Origin of the sequence: Streptococcus oralis SK610 (assembly GCF_000257455.1) — a bacterium.
Lineage (GTDB): Bacteria > Bacillota > Bacilli > Lactobacillales > Streptococcaceae > Streptococcus > Streptococcus oralis_CB.
The window spans coordinates 109,654-126,966 of sequence record NZ_AJKQ01000019.1 but is presented as its reverse complement, the minus strand read 5'-3'; the positions used below and the strand labels follow the sequence as shown (position 1 = coordinate 126,966).

The following is a 17,313-nucleotide window of genomic DNA, read 5'->3' as shown; positions in this document are numbered from 1 at the left end:
TAGAAACATGGAAGTGTTTCTGAGTTTTTTATCTTCCCTTTCTATCAAGAAAAATAAGGCAAAGAGAATTACGGAAAGTATATGAAATGGTTTACTTTTTTTCAGAAATAAGCTATACTAGATAACGTGAAACTATGATAAGATGGAGGTATTGTGTATGGTTGACAAGCAAGTCATTGAAGAAATCAAAAACAATGCCAACATTGTGGAAGTCATAGGAGACGTGATTTCTTTACAAAAGGCTGGACGGAACTATTTAGGGCTCTGTCCTTTTCATGGTGAAAAGACCCCCTCTTTTAACGTTGTTGAAGACAAGCAGTTTTACCATTGTTTCGGTTGTGGTCGTTCAGGAGATGTTTTTAAGTTCATCGAAGAATACCAAGGTGTGTCCTTTATGGAAGCCGTTCAGCTCTTGGGAGAGCGCGTCGGTATTCAGCTGGCTATGCCCGTACAGTCTCGTCCTTATCAGGCTTCCCCTCATCAAGCTCTATATGATATGCATGAAGAAGCTGCTCGTTTTTACCATGCAATCCTCATGACGACCAAGATGGGAGAAGAAGCAAGGGATTATCTCTACAAACGCGGATTGACAGACGATGTTCTGAAGCACTTCCAGATTGGACTAGCTCCAGCAGAGAGAACCTATCTCTACCAACGTTTAGCTGACAAGTTTGAGGAAAAGGATTTATTGGATTCGGGCTTGTTTTATCTGTCAGATGGCAATCAGTTTTATGATACTTTTTTTGGACGTATCATCTTTCCTTTGACCAATGATAAGGGGCAGGTTATTGCCTTTTCAGGTCGTATCTGGCAAGAAATGGATAGTCAGACTGCCAAATATAAAAATAGTCGCTCGACTGCAATTTTTAACAAGAGTTATGAATTGTATCATTTGGACAAGGCAAAAAAGGGAACAGGTAAAAATACAGAACTCTACCTGATGGAAGGCTTCATGGATGTGATCGCAGCCTACCGTGCTGGTATAGAAAATGCTGTGGCTTCTATGGGGACAGCGCTGAGCAAGGAACATGTTGACCACCTCAAACGCTTCACCAAAAAGATTGTTCTCAGCTATGATGGTGACAAGGCAGGACAGGCAGCGACAGCCAAAGCTCTGGAAGAATTAAAAGATTTCTCAGTGGAAGTTGTCCGAGTACCTGATGCCATGGACCCAGATGAGTATTTACAAAAGAATTCTCCTGAAGATTTGGCCTACCTCTTAACCAAGACACGTATCAGTCCCATAGAGTTCTATATACACCAGCTCAAGCCAGAAAATAGTGATAACTTGCAGGCACAAATCGAGTTCATTGAAAAAATAGCTCCCTTGATCGCCAAGGAAAAGTCTATCACTGCCCAGAATTCTTATATTCACATTCTGGCGGATAATCTACCTTCCTTTGATTACCAGCAGGTGGAGCAGATTGTAAATGAAAGTCGGATTGTTCAGAGGCAGGAGAGAGTCAAAGAGGAGCAACCTCCAGCAGCGATTAGTTTACCTGTAACGCGACAATTGACAGCAGTCATGAGAGCAGAGGCTCATCTCCTTTATAGGATGGCTGAAAATCCAGTTGTGTTAAATGACTACAGATTAAGAGAAGATTTTTTCTTTGATACCCCAGAATTTCAGATTCTTTACGAATTATTAAGTGTAGAGGGACAAATCGGATCAGAGGAACTGTCTCATCAGACTTCTGAGGTTGAAAATGCCTGGTACAATGTTCTTGGTCTAGATTTGCCAGCTGAGATGTCGCCTCAGGAGCTAGTGGAAGTCGAAGCGACTCGAAACCGTGCCATCCTCAGCAAGGACAACTTAAGAATTAAAAAGAAAGTGCAGGAAGCTAGTCATGTAGGAGATACAGACACAGCCTTGGAAGAATTGCAACGATTGATTTCCCAAAAGAGAAGAATGGAGTAATAATGGCAACAAAACAAAAAGAAGTAACGACATTTGATGTGCAAGTAGCAGACTTTATCCGTAACCACAAAAAAACAGGAACAGCAACAGATGACGAAATCAATTCAAGTCTGGTTATCCCTTTTACCCTGGATGCAGACGGCATTGAAGACCTTTTGCAACGGATTCAGGATGCTGGAATTTCTATCACAGATAACGAAGGAAATCCAAGTGCGCGTGTTCTTAGTACAGAAGAAGAGCCTGAACTCAGTGATGAGGATTTGATTGGCTCAACCTCTGCCAAGGTTAATGACCCTGTCCGTATGTATTTGAAGGAAATTGGGGTTGTTCCTCTCTTGACCAATGAAGAAGAAAAAGAATTGGCTTTAGCTGTTGAAGCTGGTGATATCGAAGCCAAACAGCGTCTTGCAGAAGCCAACCTTCGTTTGGTAGTTTCGATTGCGAAGCGATACGTAGGTCGTGGTATGCAGTTTCTTGATTTGATTCAAGAAGGAAATATGGGCTTGATGAAGGCCGTGGACAAGTTTGACTATTCAAAAGGCTTTAAGTTTTCTACTTATGCAACTTGGTGGATTCGTCAGGCAATTACTCGTGCCATTGCTGACCAGGCCCGTACTATTCGTATCCCTGTTCACATGGTTGAAACGATTAACAAGCTTGTCCGTGAACAACGTAATCTTCTTCAAGAACTGGGTCAAGATCCAACTCCTGAACAAATCGCTGAGCGTATGGATATGACACCTGACAAGGTGCGTGAAATCTTGAAAATCGCCCAAGAACCAGTATCACTTGAAACACCGATTGGTGAAGAGGACGATAGTCATCTTGGGGACTTTATCGAAGACGAAGTGATTGAAAATCCTGTGGACTACACAACTCGTATCGTTTTACGTGAGCAGTTGGATGAAGTCTTGGATACTCTCACAGACCGTGAAGAAAACGTTCTGCGCCTTCGTTTCGGTTTGGACGATGGGAAAATGCGTACTCTTGAAGATGTTGGTAAAGTCTTTAACGTAACTCGTGAACGTATCCGTCAGATCGAGGCCAAGGCTTTGAGAAAACTACGTCAACCAAGTCGCAGCAAACCCCTTCGTGATTTTATTGAAGATTAGAGTGAGGAATAACATGGCTTATACAGAAGAGCAAATTGAAACGATCAAGACACGTATTTTAAACGCCTTGGAAGAAGTCATCGACCCTGAGTTGGGGATTGATATTGTCAACCTAGGTTTGATTTATGAAATTCGATTTGATGGTGAAACAGGTCACACTGAAATTGATATGACCTTGACAACTATGGGCTGCCCACTGGCTGACCTTTTGACAGATCAGATACACGATGCGATGACAGATGTGCCTGAGGTAACCAATACCGAAGTTAAATTGGTCTGGTATCCAGCTTGGACAGTTGAAAAAATGAGTCGCTATGCACGTATCGCCCTAGGAATTAAATAAACAGTAGAAAAATATGAGAGACGATTGGAAAATAGGGTAAATTCCTCCTTTTTCCTCTGGTCTCTCTTTCTTTTGCTGATTTTCTGGAAATAAAATGGTATAATGAAAGGTATGGAAAACGAAAAATTGCGTATTAATATGCTAAGTTCAAGTGAAAAAGTAGCTGGTCAAGGAGTATCAGGAGCCTACCGTGAGTTGGTACGTCTTCTACATCGTGATGCCAAAGACCAGCTAATTGTTACGGAGAATCTTCCTGTTGAGGCAGATGTAACTCACTTTCATACCATTGATTTCCCTTATTATTTATCTACTTTCCAAAAGAAACGCTCTGGGAGAAAAATTGGCTATGTGCACTTTTTGCCTGATACGCTTGAGGGGAGTTTGAAGATTCCATTTTTCCTAAAAGGAATTATCAAACGCTATGTTTTTTCTTTTTACAACCGAATGGAACACTTGGTGGTGGTTAATCCCATGTTTATCGAGGATTTAGTAGCAGCTGGTATTCCACGTGAAAAAGTAACTTATATTCCAAACTTTGTAAATAAGGAAAAATGGCATCCACTGCCAGCTGACCAAGTTGCAAAACTTCGTCATGAAATGGATTTAACTGAGGATCAGTTTGTCGTAATCGGTGCAGGTCAGGTTCAGAAACGTAAAGGAATTGATGATTTTATCCGTCTTGCTGAGGAATTGCCAGAAATTACTTTTATCTGGGCTGGTGGTTTTTCATTTGGTGGGATGACAGATGGTTATGAACGCTATAAAAAAATCATGGACAATCCACCTAAAAATCTAATTTTCCCCGGAATTGTGTCACCGGAACGGATGCGGGAACTTTACGCTATGGCGGATCTATTCTTGCTACCAAGTTACAATGAATTATTCCCTATGACCATCTTAGAGGCCGCTAGTTGCGAGGCGCCGATTATGTTAAGGGACTTGGATCTGTATAAGGTTATTCTTGATGGGAATTATTGTGCTACAAGTGATGTTTCCGAGATGAGAGAAGCAATCCTAGAATACAAGAATGATTCTGAAGCCTTAAAAGACTTGAAAGAAAAAGCTCGCGAGATCTCCAAAGAGTACTCTGAGGAGCATTTGTTGGAAATCTGGTTAAAATTTTATCGAGAACAGGCTGCTTTGGGCAAAAAGTGAGGTAATTTATGCGAATTGGTTTATTTACTGACACCTATTTTCCTCAGGTTTCTGGTGTTGCGACTAGTATTCGAACCTTGAAGACAGAGCTTGAGAAGCAAGGACATGCAGTTTTTATCTTTACAACAACAGATAAAGATGTGAACCGCTACGAGGATTGGCAAATTATCCGAATTCCGAGTGTTCCCTTCTTTGCATTTAAGGATCGACGATTTGCCTATCGAGGTTTTACAAAGGCGCTTGAAATCGCTAAGCAGTATCAACTCGATATCATTCATACCCAGACAGAATTTTCACTTGGTTTGTTAGGGATTTGGATTGCGAGAGAATTGAAAATTCCTGTTATTCATACCTACCATACCCAGTACGAAGATTATGTGCATTACATTGCTAAGGGCATGCTGATTCGGCCTAGTATGGTAAAATATCTGGTACGAGGCTTCCTTCACGATGTTGATGGAGTGATTTGCCCTAGTGAGATTGTTCGGGACCTTCTCTCTAAGTACAAGGTCAAGGTTGAAAAGCGTGTCATCCCAACTGGTATTGAGTTAGCTAAATTTGAACGACCTGAGATTAAAGAAGAGAATTTAGCTGCACTTCGATTTAAACTTGGGATTAAAAAAGACGAGAAAATGTTACTAAGTCTTTCTCGGATCTCCTATGAGAAGAATATCCAAGCGGTGCTGGTCGCCTTTGAGCAGGTTTTGAAAGAAGAAGACAAGGTGAAACTGGTTGTTGCTGGTGACGGTCCTTATCTGGACAGTCTGAAAGAACAAGCCGTCCAGTTGCAAATTCAAAATCAGGTGATTTTTACTGGTATGATTGCCCCAAGTGAAACAGCCTTGTACTATAAGGCGGCAGATTTCTTTATCTCTGCGTCCACTAGTGAAACCCAAGGGTTGACTTATCTAGAGAGTCTAGCCAGTGGAACGCCTATCATCGCTCATGGCAATCCTTATCTGGATAATCTGATCAATGACAAGATGTTTGGAACCCTCTACTATGGAGAACAGGACCTTGCAGGTGCTATCTTGGAGGCTTTGATTGCAACTCCAAATATGGTTGAGCAAAAGTTGGCTGACAAGTTGTATGAGATTTCGGCTGAGAATTTTGGGAAACGAGTTCATGAGTTTTACCTTGATGCGATTATTTCAAATAATTTTGAACAAGAATTGCTCGATGGAGAACCTATGAGTCAACGTTTTCTAAAAACTATTTTGTATCTCCCTCAACAAGCAGTCAGCGCTCCTGTAAAAGAATCTAAACGCATTCTGAAGGCGTCTAAAAAACAGTTGTCCAGTATGCGAGACTACTGGAAAGATTGACAATAAGTAAAAAAGGAGGAATAAACGATGGCAAAAAAATTTATGAGAAGTGGGAAAGACCAGAAAATTGGAGGCGTTTGCGCCGGTGTTGCCAACTATTTTGATATTGATCCGACGATTGTCCGAGTGATTTGGGGAGTTCTAGCCTTTTGTTATGGAGCAGGGGTTCTTGCTTACTTGATTTTGTGGGCAATTGCACCTGTTTCTACAGAATATTAAATTAAAATTATAGAGTGAAAAGGAGAAACTATGGCTTTTGGAGATAATGGTAACCGTAAAAAAACAATGTTTGAAAAGGTGACACTTGTTGTCGTGCTCATCATGTTGTTTGTAACCCTTGCTGGTATCTTTGCAACGGCGCTTGGAGCTTTTAGCAGATTCTAAGCAAGTTGTTTAGACAGAAACAATAACTAATGACTGGGATTTCCCAGCCTTTTTAAAGTGAGAAGAAAATATGAGTATGTTTTTAGATACAGCCAAGATTAAGGTCAAGGCTGGTAATGGTGGCGATGGCATGGTTGCCTTTCGCCGTGAAAAATATGTCCCTAATGGCGGTCCTTGGGGTGGTGATGGTGGACGTGGAGGTAACGTTGTTTTCGTGGTAGACGAAGGCTTGCGTACCTTGATGGATTTCCGCTATAACCGTCATTTCAAGGCTGATTCCGGTGAAAAAGGAATGACCAAAGGAATGCACGGACGTGGTGCAGAAGATCTTCGTGTTCGCGTACCCCAAGGAACTACTGTTCGTGATGCGGAAACAGGTAAAGTCATTACAGACTTGATTGAACATGGTCAAGAGTTTATCGTGGCTCATGGCGGTCGAGGTGGTCGTGGAAATATCCGTTTTGCCACGCCAAAAAATCCTGCACCTGAAATCTCTGAGAATGGAGAACCAGGACAAGAACGTGAGTTGCAACTAGAATTGAAGATTCTAGCGGATGTCGGCTTGGTCGGTTTCCCATCTGTTGGAAAGTCAACTTTGCTTAGTGTCATCACTTCAGCTAAACCTAAAATCGGTGCTTACCACTTTACGACCATTGTCCCTAATTTGGGTATGGTTCGTACTCAGTCAGGTGAATCTTTTGCAGTAGCAGATCTTCCAGGTTTGATTGAAGGGGCTAGTCAAGGTGTTGGTCTTGGAACCCAGTTTCTCCGTCATATCGAACGCACTCGAGTTATCCTCCATATCATCGATATGTCGGCTAGCGAAGGACGTGATCCTTATGAGGACTACCTTGCTATCAATAAGGAATTGGAATCCTATAACCTTCGTCTCATGGAACGTCCGCAGATCATTGTGGCCAACAAGATGGATATGCCTGAAAGTCAGGAAAATCTGAAAACTTTCAAGGAAAAGTTGGCAGCAAACTACGACGAGTTTGAGGAACTTCCAGCCATCTTCCCAATTTCTGGATTGACCAAGCAAGGGTTGGCGACTCTTTTGGACGCGACAGCTGAATTGTTAGACAAGACTCCAGAATTCCCGATTTATGATGAATCCGATATGGAAGAAGAGGCTTACTATGGCTTTGACGAGGAAGAAAAGGCCTTTGAGATTAGTCGTGATGATGATGCGACATGGGTACTTTCTGGTGAAAAACTCATGAAACTCTTTAACATGACCAACTTTGACCGTGACGAATCGGTCATGAAGTTTGCCCGTCAGCTTCGTGGTATGGGGGTTGACGAAGCTCTTCGTGGACGTGGTGCTAAAGATGGTGACTTGGTCCGAATTGGTAAATTTAAATTTGAATTTGTAGACTAGGAGATTGATATGGGAGATAAACCGATATCATTCCGAGATGCAGATGGAAATTTTGTTTCTGCAGCAGATGTGTGGAATGAAAAGAAACTAGAAGAATTGTTTAATCGTCTCAATCCCAAACGTGCTCTTAGATTAGCACGTACAAAGAAAGAAGAAACACAGTCAAAGAAATAAAAAATTCCCGTGATCTTTTAATCACGGGAATTGTTTTATTCACTAAAGAAAAATGGCGGCGCATATTTTTTAAGACTCTCAAAACAAGCCTGCGCTTTTGCAGCATCTTCACAGATAATCATGCAGACGTCATCTCCACAAAGGGTTGCAACGATATCTGGAAAGGCCAAGGAATCAATTACAGATCCAAATGATTGGGCTAAACCGGGTAAAGTTTTCAAAATAACCTGGTGTTGCACAGGACGCAGCATAACAAGAGCATCTTCCATATAGTTTTCAAGGCGTTTTTCCCATTTGGAGATAGAGCCTGTATTTAGCACATAATAAGAATTATCCTCTTCGCGCACTTTTGAAAGGTTCATGGTTTTGATATCGCGTGATAAGGTAGCCTGTGTAACTTGGATATCATTTTCCGCTAACAAGGCTTGTAATTCAGCTTGAGTGTGGATTTTGTTTTTTGAAACGAGGGCGCGGATAAGTTGGTGTCTGTGTTCTGATTTGTTCATAAAGTAAGTACTCCTTTTACAAGGTACAGTAGCGTGGACTGAACGAAAATGTCAGTCGGGTGGTAGGCGGTATTGTCATGTATGATGATTTTAAAGTCAGTAGGATAAAGAACTAGATGGAGAGATTCTCCTTCTTTTAACTTGTCACTAGTTGCGTGCAGATAAACTGGGTAGCAATCTGTTCATCTACATTGATGTTCTTTAATGACAGTGAATCATTCAATTTGGGTAGCTTTTTGTCACGGCGTTTTGTGAATTTACTCTAAATGTTAATTCACAGAGATTTCCAACATGTGGTCTAGTAGCGTGTATGATAAATGGTTACACATGTTGGTTAGAGGGAGTATCTTTTGTCCAAGTTCTATCTAGGGGCTTCTAAAATGCTTTCAGATGAACTGGATTTGATACGAAGTTTATGTTTGATTCGACTGTTCAAGTGGAAAACTTTGGTTATAGGAAGTTCAATGGTCAAATTCATTGACTTTTCCTTTGAATACTTCCATATTGAAAGTCTGGTAGATTATACCTTTTGACAAGGTAGGATAAGACTAGACTGTGCTAAATCAACAGTCAACTGATAGTCTGTATTATCTCGAATTGTAATCTCAAAGTCTGTTGTATAGAGAACCAAACGGAGAGTATCTCCTTCTTTAAGTTTGTAGATAGTTGGTTGAAGCTCTAGCTTGAAGTCCATCCATTCATTTGGTTGGATTTCTTCAATCGTCAAGAGATTGGTTCGATTTTGAAGATTAAGGTAGCCTTTGGTGATGACACGTTGGCCACTTGGATTGAATGGTAGTTCACAGAGATTTTCTAACATGTGGTAACGACCATTATCAATGGCTCTAGCACTTAAAACAGCTGGATAAGGCTGCAGATATTTCTTTTGTCCAAGTTCTAACAGTTGGGCTGATAATAAGCCCTTGTTCGTACTCGATTTGACACGAAGTTTCAGCTCCACTCGCCCATTTAAGTGAATGTCTTGACTTACTGGAAGGTCAATAGTAATCTGATTGGCTTTTCCTTGGTAAAGCTCGGTGTTGAAGGTTTGGTAAGTCTTACCATAGCGATCAAAATCTTTTTGATCATACTGGTTTTGAATAACTTTATCTTCAGTTCCAAGTGAGAGGGTATGCAGTTCATCCTGTTTGCCAAAGTTATCAAGACCTTGCCATCTTTGCGGTGCGATATTGTCCTGCCAGATAACAGTCGGAAGTTGATAGCTTGAGTCAAGTCCTAGCAATTTCATACTTAACAAGGCATTCATGGACTCGCGGAAGTCGATTGACTGCCAGTTGTTCATATAAACATGGGCACCATGATGGAAAAAGAGGTGCTTATTGATATGGCTAGGAAGGGCATGAAACATCTGGTAAACATGAAGAGGTTTGACGTTCCAATCCTGAGAACCATGTGTAAAGACGACCTCAGCATGAACCTTGTGAGCATTGAGCAGATAGTTGCGGTCATGCCAAAACTGATTGTAGTCACCAGTCTTGCGATCGAGTTTCTCTTTAACCTTTTCTAAATCTGCTTGATGAGCTTCATTGCCACGAATATAGTCCCCAGCTAAGAGATTGCGGGAGTAGGTCAATTCAGCAAGTGAGTCAAAATCCTCACCTGGATAACCACCAGGGCTGGTTACCAGACCATTTTCCCGATAGTAGTTGTACCAAGAGGAAATCCCTGCTTCTGCGATAATCACTTCTAAGCCATCAACACCTGTTGTCGCAAGACCATTGGACATGGTGCCGAGATAGGAAATTCCTGTTGTTGCGACTTTCCCGTTTGACCAGTCAGCCTTGACTTGACGATTGCGCGTATGGTCCGTGAAAGCACGGCAACGGCCATTTAGCCAATCAATGACATTTTTATAGGCCTCAATTTGCTGGTAGTCCCCATTGGTCATGAGACCTTGCGAATCCCTAGTACCAACACCCGATACATAGAGATTTGCAAATCCACGTGGGAGGAAGTAGTCGTTGAGGGTATATGAGCTATTGATATGAGCTAACTTTTCTTCAGCTTCTGCTACGACTTCTGCTTGACCATGAGGTTCAACTAAATTCAGCTTAGGTTCCTCAAGTTCAATGGTGTGGGGCGGTTTGACCTCAAGCTCTTCTTCCATTTTGTAGAGAGCTTTGTCACTGGCTTTATCGTTGGTCCCTTGGTGATAAGGGCTGGCAGTCATGACTGAAGGAATCTGTCCATCATAACGCGGGCGAATAATACTGACCTTGACTAAGTCAGGGAGACCGTCTTTATCAGTATCCACACGACTCTCGACATACACGACTTCACGAATGACATCATGAGTAGAGAAGGTTGCCAAGCTCTTACCGTTAAAGTAGTGGTAGTGGTTATCTTCTGAAATGAGTCCATCACTAACAAGCTGATCGATGAGCGTATTTCCTTTTTTCGTTCGCGTATTGAGTAACTGATGAAGATTTTCAATGAGATCTCCATAAACAATAGGAAAACCAGTTTCTTTACGAAACTGTTCGGCATCCTCAAAGTCAACAAGATAGCTAAATCCTAAAAGTTGAAAAACTACTGTGTAGAAAATCTCCTCAGTTAACTCACGGTCTGACTGGAAAAAGGTTACTAAATCTGTTTCTTTATCCGCGGCCAATGTGGACAAGGCATAATCCGTGTTAGAATAAGTGAAAAAACTCCAACGAATGAAGTTTTCAAACTGTCTTTTTAAGGACAGTTGGGGTGACAGCTTTAGACCAAGATTTTCTAATTCCTCAAATCGTTGAGAACTAGTGGTTGGTTGATAGCTGAATTGATTAAAACGCATGTTTCTCTCCTTTGAAAACAAACTAAATTTATTATATCAAAAAAGAGGGAAAAATGGAATAAATAAACTTAAATGAAATAAATTTCTTAAACCAGCATATCAATTTGGTAAGTTATTATAAAATGCTGAATAAATATTATAGAAGTAAGCCTTTTTCTAGAGATTTTTATATGTAAAACTGCATATAACTCCTATCTTTATTATACTTCGTTTGGTATAAATATATCTAAATTTACATTTAAAACTATTATATAATATTAATTTTTTATTTCCTTCCTTCCTTTGAAAAATAAAGAATTTACAACTAAGAAGAGAAGAAGTTTGTAACTGATGATATTGAAAAGAAAGTGCAGAGTTACTTCAATATCCAACTTAAAATGGTATAATAGTAGTAAAACGAAAGCAAGGAGGAGAAGAAATGATTGCACAGCTCGACACCAAGACTGTTTATAGTTTTATGGAAAGTGTGGTTTCGATTGAAAAATATGTACAAATGGCTAAAGAATACGGCTATTCTCACCTTGCTATCATGGATGTGGATAATCTCTATGGAGCCTATCATTTTCTAGAAGCAACTCGTAAGCATGGCATTCAACCTTTAATTGGTTTAGAAATGACCTTGGTCAAAGATGAGGAGAATCTCTCTCTACGTTTTCTAGCCCTATCCACTAAAGGTTATCAAGAGTTGATGAAGTTATCCACTTTAAAAATGACTGGACGGAAAAATTGGTCTGACTTCACCTCCCACCTCGAAGATGTTGCTATTATTGTTCCCTATTTTAATGGGGTCGAACAGCTGGATTTGGAGCATGATTATTTTATCGGTGTCAGTCCAGATACTCCTCAAGAAGTCTTTACTAGGCCCATTCTTCCACTCTATCAAGTCAATTCTTTTGAAAAAGAAGATATTCAAGTTTTACAAATCTTGTCAGCAGTCAAGGACAATGTCAGTCTGAGAGAAGTGGATGTACATTCACAACAAGGGATTTTTTTACCTGCCTCAGACTTGGAAGCACGGTTTAAAAATCGCTTCCCTCAGGCGCTTGCCAATCTCCAAGGTCTGATAGAGAATGTAAGCTATCAAATCGACCCAAGTTTAAAACTTCCCCGCTTTAATCCTGAAAGACCAGCGGTCGAAGAACTTAGAGAGAGAGCTGAGCAAGGCTTGAGTGACAAGGAGTTAACCTCAGCTATTTATCATGAGCGACTGAATGAGGAATTGGCTGTGATTCATGATATGGGCTTTGACGATTATTTCCTTGTAGTTTGGGATTTGCTCCGTTTTGGACGTTCCCAAGGATATTATATGGGAATGGGGCGTGGTTCTGCGGTTGGTAGTCTGGTGGCTTACTCACTGGATATTACAGGAATTGATCCGGTTGAAAAGAACTTGATTTTCGAACGCTTTTTAAATCGTGAGCGATACACCATGCCTGATATTGATATCGACATCCCTGATCTTTATAGGCCGGAGTTCATTCGCTATGTTCGTGATCGGTATGGTAGTCAACATGTGGCACAGATTGTTACCTATTCGACTTTTGGAGCAAAACAGGCAATTCGTGATGTTTTCAAACGTTATGGTGTCCCTGAGTACGAATTAACCAATATTACGAAAAAAATCAGTTTTCGAGATACGCTAACGACAGCCTATGAAAAGAATTTACAGTTTAGGCAGGTCATCAATAGCAAGATTGAATACCAAAAAGCTTTTGAGATTGCTCGAAAGATTGAAGGGTATCCTCGACAGACTTCTATCCATGCAGCTGGGGTCGTTATGAGTGACCAAGACCTGACGGACTATATCCCACTCAAATACGGTGAGGATATGCTGATCACCCAGTATGATGCTCATGGTGTTGAAGCTAATGGCCTTTTAAAAATGGATTTCCTCGGTTTACGTAACCTGACTTTCGTACAAAAAATGCAGGAATTACTAGCCGAGTCAGAAGGTATTCATTTGAAAATCGAAGAAATTGATCTAGAAGATAAAGAAACCTTGGCCCTCTTTGCAGCTGGAAATACGAAAGGGATTTTCCAATTTGAACAACCTGGCGCCATTCGACTCTTAAAACGAGTTCAGCCACAAGTCTTTGAAGAGGTAGTAGCAACGACCTCGCTCAACAGACCGGGAGCTAGTGATTATATTGATAATTTTGTCGCTCGTAAGCACGGTAAAGAAAAGGTGACGGTGTTAGACCCTGCCTTGGAGGACATTCTGTCATCAACCTATGGCATTATGCTCTATCAAGAGCAAGTCATGCAGGTTGCTCAGCGCTTTGGAGGCTTTAGCCTTGGTAAAGCCGATATTCTCAGACGTGCCATGGGTAAGAAAAATGCCAAAGAGATGCATTTGATGAAGGAAGATTTTATCACAGGAGCTGTGAAACTGGGGCATACAGAAGAAAAGGCTAATCAAGTTTTTGCAGTGATGGAAAAGTTTGCCGGCTATGGATTTAACCGATCCCACGCTTATGCCTACTCAGCCCTGGCTTTCCAACTAGCTTATTTCAAGACACACTATCCTGCTATTTTCTTTCAAGTTATGTTGAATTATTCCAGTAGCGATTACATTGTAGATGCATTGCAGATGGGCTTTGAAGTAGCTCCCTTAGGAATCAACAGCATTCCCTATCATGATAAAATTTCTCAGAAGAAAATCTATCTTGGTCTAAAAGCCATTAAGGGAATGCCAAGAGATTTGTTTTACTGGATTATTGAAAATCGTCCTTTCTCAAGCATTGAAGATTTTGTCACACGTCTTCCCAAGAATTACAAGAAACTGTCGCTTTTGACGCCTTTGGTTGAACTAGGGCTTTTTGATGAATTTGACAAGAATCGCCAGAAAATCTTAGTGAACCTACCAAACTTATTTGTTTTTGTTGAGGAGTTGGGTGGTCTCTTTGCAGATGCAAGCTATAGCTGGACTGAGGCGGATGATTTTACGGAAGCAGAGAAATTTTACAAGGAGCAGGAACTAGTCGGGGTAGGTATCAGTGCCCATCCTCTCCAAACTCTTGCCAAACAAGCCCTATATCCGACGACGCCAATCGCTAATCTAACCGAGGGAACTCAAGCCACTCTCTTAGTTGAAGTGCAAAAGATTAAAGTGATTCGAACCAAGAAAGGCGAGAGTATGGCTTTTCTACAGGTTCATGATAGTAAGTCTCGGATGGATGTAACTGTATTTTCAGACCAATATAGAAAATTTGCTTCCAATTTATCCGAAGGGAAATTTTACTACATCAATGGCAAAATTCAATCTCGAGATGGTCGTCTGCAAATGATTGCACAAGATTTGAAAGAAGCAGTGGCGGAACGATTCTGGATTCAAGTTAAAAATCATGAATACGATAAAGAGATTTCAAATATCCTAGAACAATACAAAGGCCCAATTCCTGTCATTATCAGGTATGAAGAGGAACAAAAAACAGTTGTTTCTACTCAACATTTTGTAAGAAAAGATTCTGCTCTAGAGGAAAAATTAGAGGGAATTGCTATGAAAACGATTTATCGCTAAAAATACGGAAAATAGAAGAATTTTCGATTTAAATGTGGTATAATCAGTAAGAATGTTAAAAGAAAAAGGAGCATAAACCAAATGAAACGTATTGCTGTTTTGACCAGTGGTGGAGACGCCCCTGGTATGAATGCTGCCATCCGTGCAGTAGTTCGCCAAGCAATCTCAGAAGGAATGGAAGTTTTTGGTATCTATGATGGATACGCAGGTATGGTTGCCGGTGAAATTTATCCGCTTGATGCTGCTTCAGTAGGAGACATCATTTCTCGTGGTGGTACTTTCCTTCATTCTGCTCGTTACCCTGAGTTTGCACAACTTGAAGGCCAACTTAAAGGGATTGAGCAATTGAAAAAACACGGTATCGAAGGAGTCGTAGTTATCGGTGGAGACGGTTCTTATCACGGAGCTATGCGCTTGACGGAACATGGGTTCCCTGCTATTGGACTTCCAGGTACAATCGATAACGATATCGTAGGTACTGACTTTACAATCGGATTTGATACTGCAGTTACGACTGCAATGGATGCGATTGATAAGATTCGTGATACATCATCAAGTCACCGTCGTACTTTCGTTGTTGAAGTAATGGGACGTAACGCTGGTGATATCGCTCTTTGGGCTGGTATCGCAACTGGTGCTGATGAAATTATCATCCCTGAAGAAGGCTTCAAGATGGAAGATATCGTAGCTAGTATCAAAGCTGGTTATGAGCACGGTAAAAAACACAACATTATCGTTTTGGCAGAAGGTGTTATGTCAGCAGCTGAATTTGGTCAAAAACTAAAAGAAGCAGGAGACACTAGTGACCTTCGTGTAACAGAACTTGGTCACATCCAACGTGGTGGATCACCAACTGCGCGTGATCGTGTATTGGCATCTCGCATGGGGGCACACGCTGTTAAACTCCTTAAACAAGGAATCGGTGGTGTCGCTGTTGGTATCCGTAACGAAAAAATGGTTGAAAATCCAATTCTTGGAACAGCAGAAGAAGGAGCTTTGTTTAGCTTAACTGCAGAAGGTAAGATTATTGTTAACAACCCTCATAAAGCTGATCTTGAACTTTCTGCTTTGAACAAGAGCTTGTCCTAATCAACTTTCATTAATTTGGTAACATGACCATAAAAGGTCGAATTATATAAAGGAGTCACAAAAATCATGAACAAACGTGTAAAAATCGTTGCAACTTTAGGTCCTGCGGTTGAAATCCGTGGTGGTAAAAAATTCGGTGAAGACGGATACTGGGGTGAAAAACTTGACGTTGAAGCTTCAGCTCAAAATATTGCTAAATTGATTGAAGCAGGAGCAAACACTTTCCGTTTCAACTTCTCACACGGTGACCACCAAGAACAAGGTGAGCGTATGGCAACTGTTAAACTTGCTGAAAAACTTGCAGGTAAAAAAGTTGGTTTCCTTCTTGATACTAAAGGACCTGAAATCCGTACAGAATTGTTTGAAGGTGACGCAAAAGAGTACTCTTACAAAACTGGTGAAAAAATCCGTGTTGCAACTAAACAAGGAATCAAATCAACTCGTGATGTGATTGCTTTGAACGTTGCTGGTGCCCTTGATATCTACGATGATGTTGAAGTTGGTCACCAAGTTTTGGTTGACGATGGTAAATTGGGTCTTCGTGTTTTCGCAAAAGACGATGCAACTCGTGAATTTGAAGTAGTCGTTGAAAATGACGGTATCATTGCTAAGCAGAAAGGTGTAAACATTCCTAACACTAAAATTCCTTTCCCAGCACTTGCTGAACGCGATAACGATGATATCCGTTTCGGTTTGGAACAAGGTATCAACTTCATCGCTATTTCATTTGTACGTACTGCAAAAGACGTTGAAGAAGTTCGTGCAATCTGTGAAGAAACTGGTAATGGTCACGTTCAATTGTTTGCGAAAATCGAAAACCAACAAGGTATCGATAACTTGGATGAAATCCTTGAAGTAGCTGATGGTATCATGATTGCCCGTGGTGACATGGGTATTGAAGTACCATTCGAAATGGTTCCAGTTTACCAAAAAATGATTATCACAAAAGTAAATGCAGCTGGTAAAGTCGCTATCACAGCAACAAACATGCTTGAAACTATGACTGAAAAACCACGTGCAACGCGTTCAGAAGTATCAGACGTGTTTAACGCTGTTATCGACGGAACCGACGCTACAATGCTTTCAGGTGAGTCTGCAAATGGTAAATACCCACTTGAGTCAGTAACAACAATGGCTACAATTGACAAGAACGCTCAAACTCTTTTAAAAGAATACGGTCGCTTGTCGTCTGTTAACTTGTCACGTAATTCTAAGACTGAGGTTATGGCTTCAGCTGTTAAGGATGCGACAAACTCTATGAATATCAAGTTGGTGGTTACTCTTACTAAGACAGGTCACACTGCTCGTTTGATTTCTAAATACCGTCCAGATGCTGATATCTTGGCAATCACTTTCGATGAATTGACTCAGCGTGGTTTGATGCTTAACTGGGGAGTTATCCCAGTAACAACTGATCGCCCATCAAACACTGATGATATGTTTGATCTCGCTGAAAGAATTGCAGTTGAGCAAGGTTTGGTAGAATCTGGTGATGATATTGTTATCGTTGCAGGTGTACCACTTGGCGAAGCTGTTCGTACAAACACAATGCGTATCCGTACAGTACGTTAATCTAACATTAAGACTTATCATTTCAAGCTGA

General features: G+C 40.9%; 14 protein-coding genes. 12 read left to right on the top strand and 2 right to left on the bottom strand.

Going from position 1 to position 17,313, the window contains the following annotated elements:
- Positions 1-157 precede the first annotated feature (157 nt).
- The 9 genes from dnaG (at position 158) to HMPREF1115_RS07655 (ending at position 7,792) form a co-directional block, all read left to right on the top strand.
- Entirely contained in the window at positions 158-1,918 is a 1,761-nt protein-coding gene (gene dnaG, locus HMPREF1115_RS07695) for a DNA primase (protein ID WP_000227885.1), read from the top strand.
- 2 nt (positions 1,919-1,920) lie between these two features.
- Entirely contained in the window at positions 1,921-3,030 is a 1,110-nt protein-coding gene (rpoD, locus tag HMPREF1115_RS07690) for an RNA polymerase sigma factor RpoD (RefSeq protein ID WP_000201893.1), read from the top strand.
- A gap of 13 nt (positions 3,031-3,043) precedes the next feature.
- Positions 3,044-3,373: a metal-sulfur cluster assembly factor gene (locus HMPREF1115_RS07685; protein ID WP_000331930.1), complete on the top strand. Its 330-nt coding sequence runs from the start codon at positions 3,044-3,046 to the stop codon at positions 3,371-3,373.
- Positions 3,374-3,484: 111 nt separating this feature from the next.
- Positions 3,485-4,528 carry a glycosyltransferase gene (locus tag HMPREF1115_RS07680; protein WP_025171002.1) on the top strand — a complete coding sequence of 348 codons (1,044 nt, stop codon included), beginning with the start codon at positions 3,485-3,487 and terminating at the stop codon, positions 4,526-4,528.
- Positions 4,529-4,536: 8 nt separating this feature from the next.
- A complete protein-coding gene (locus HMPREF1115_RS07675) occupies positions 4,537-5,853 on the top strand; it encodes a glycosyltransferase family 4 protein (protein WP_001219452.1) in 1,317 nt (438 codons plus the stop codon).
- Between the two features lie 27 nt (positions 5,854-5,880).
- The gene (locus HMPREF1115_RS07670; protein ID WP_001074501.1) at positions 5,881-6,072 is read left to right on the top strand and encodes a PspC domain-containing protein; all 192 of its coding nucleotides are present in this window, start codon (positions 5,881-5,883) and stop codon (positions 6,070-6,072) included.
- 30 nt (positions 6,073-6,102) lie between these two features.
- Positions 6,103-6,237 (top strand): DUF4044 domain-containing protein, encoded by a 135-nt coding sequence (locus tag HMPREF1115_RS07665; protein ID WP_000863864.1) that lies wholly within the window; start codon positions 6,103-6,105, stop codon positions 6,235-6,237.
- A gap of 70 nt (positions 6,238-6,307) precedes the next feature.
- Positions 6,308-7,618 carry a GTPase ObgE gene (gene obgE / locus HMPREF1115_RS07660; RefSeq protein WP_033631159.1) on the top strand — a complete coding sequence of 437 codons (1,311 nt, stop codon included), beginning with the start codon at positions 6,308-6,310 and terminating at the stop codon, positions 7,616-7,618.
- A 9-nt stretch (positions 7,619-7,627) separates the two neighbouring features.
- Positions 7,628-7,792 carry a hypothetical protein gene (locus HMPREF1115_RS07655; RefSeq protein ID WP_000502578.1) on the top strand — a complete coding sequence of 55 codons (165 nt, stop codon included), beginning with the start codon at positions 7,628-7,630 and terminating at the stop codon, positions 7,790-7,792.
- A 35-nt stretch (positions 7,793-7,827) separates the two neighbouring features.
- Here the strand turns inward: HMPREF1115_RS07655 and HMPREF1115_RS07650 are convergent, their stop codons facing one another.
- On the bottom strand, positions 7,828-8,298 hold the full coding sequence (locus tag HMPREF1115_RS07650; RefSeq protein ID WP_001043016.1) for an arginine repressor: 471 nt from the start codon (positions 8,296-8,298) through the stop codon (positions 7,828-7,830).
- Between the two features lie 520 nt (positions 8,299-8,818).
- Complete coding sequence (locus HMPREF1115_RS07645) at positions 8,819-11,101, bottom strand: Xaa-Pro dipeptidyl-peptidase (protein WP_001212024.1); 2,283 nt, start codon at positions 11,099-11,101, stop codon at positions 8,819-8,821.
- A gap of 418 nt (positions 11,102-11,519) precedes the next feature.
- Here HMPREF1115_RS07645 and HMPREF1115_RS07640 point away from each other — a divergent pair, with 418 nt between their 5' ends.
- From HMPREF1115_RS07640 to pyk, 3 genes are all read left to right on the top strand, one after another.
- A complete protein-coding gene (locus HMPREF1115_RS07640; protein ID WP_000561553.1) occupies positions 11,520-14,621 on the top strand; it encodes a DNA polymerase III subunit alpha in 3,102 nt (1,033 codons plus the stop codon).
- An 81-nt stretch (positions 14,622-14,702) separates the two neighbouring features.
- Positions 14,703-15,710, top strand: a complete 1,008-nt coding sequence (pfkA, locus tag HMPREF1115_RS07635; protein ID WP_000820882.1) for a 6-phosphofructokinase — start codon at positions 14,703-14,705, stop codon at positions 15,708-15,710.
- 66 nt (positions 15,711-15,776) lie between these two features.
- Complete coding sequence (gene pyk / locus HMPREF1115_RS07630; RefSeq protein WP_001042824.1) at positions 15,777-17,282, top strand: pyruvate kinase; 1,506 nt, start codon at positions 15,777-15,779, stop codon at positions 17,280-17,282.
- Positions 17,283-17,313: the final 31 nt, after the last annotated feature.

What these genes read in the sequence shown, in the direction of transcription:
- dnaG (WP_000227885.1), top strand. Translation starts at nt 158, where the DNA reads ATGGTTGACAAGCAAGTCATTGAAGAAATCAAAAACAATGCCAACATT.
- rpoD (WP_000201893.1), top strand. Translation starts at nt 1,921, where the DNA reads ATGGCAACAAAACAAAAAGAAGTAACGACATTTGATGTGCAAGTAGCA.
- HMPREF1115_RS07685 (WP_000331930.1), top strand. Translation starts at nt 3,044, where the DNA reads ATGGCTTATACAGAAGAGCAAATTGAAACGATCAAGACACGTATTTTA.
- HMPREF1115_RS07680 (WP_025171002.1), top strand. Translation starts at nt 3,485, where the DNA reads ATGGAAAACGAAAAATTGCGTATTAATATGCTAAGTTCAAGTGAAAAA.
- HMPREF1115_RS07675 (WP_001219452.1), top strand. Translation starts at nt 4,537, where the DNA reads ATGCGAATTGGTTTATTTACTGACACCTATTTTCCTCAGGTTTCTGGT.
- HMPREF1115_RS07670 (WP_001074501.1), top strand. Translation starts at nt 5,881, where the DNA reads ATGGCAAAAAAATTTATGAGAAGTGGGAAAGACCAGAAAATTGGAGGC.
- HMPREF1115_RS07665 (WP_000863864.1), top strand. Translation starts at nt 6,103, where the DNA reads ATGGCTTTTGGAGATAATGGTAACCGTAAAAAAACAATGTTTGAAAAG.
- obgE (WP_033631159.1), top strand. Translation starts at nt 6,308, where the DNA reads ATGAGTATGTTTTTAGATACAGCCAAGATTAAGGTCAAGGCTGGTAAT.
- HMPREF1115_RS07655 (WP_000502578.1), top strand. Translation starts at nt 7,628, where the DNA reads ATGGGAGATAAACCGATATCATTCCGAGATGCAGATGGAAATTTTGTT.
- HMPREF1115_RS07650 (WP_001043016.1), bottom strand. Translation starts at nt 8,298, where the DNA reads ATGAACAAATCAGAACACAGACACCAACTTATCCGCGCCCTCGTTTCA.
- HMPREF1115_RS07645 (WP_001212024.1), bottom strand. Translation starts at nt 11,101, where the DNA reads ATGCGTTTTAATCAATTCAGCTATCAACCAACCACTAGTTCTCAACGA.
- HMPREF1115_RS07640 (WP_000561553.1), top strand. Translation starts at nt 11,520, where the DNA reads ATGATTGCACAGCTCGACACCAAGACTGTTTATAGTTTTATGGAAAGT.
- pfkA (WP_000820882.1), top strand. Translation starts at nt 14,703, where the DNA reads ATGAAACGTATTGCTGTTTTGACCAGTGGTGGAGACGCCCCTGGTATG.
- pyk (WP_001042824.1), top strand. Translation starts at nt 15,777, where the DNA reads ATGAACAAACGTGTAAAAATCGTTGCAACTTTAGGTCCTGCGGTTGAA.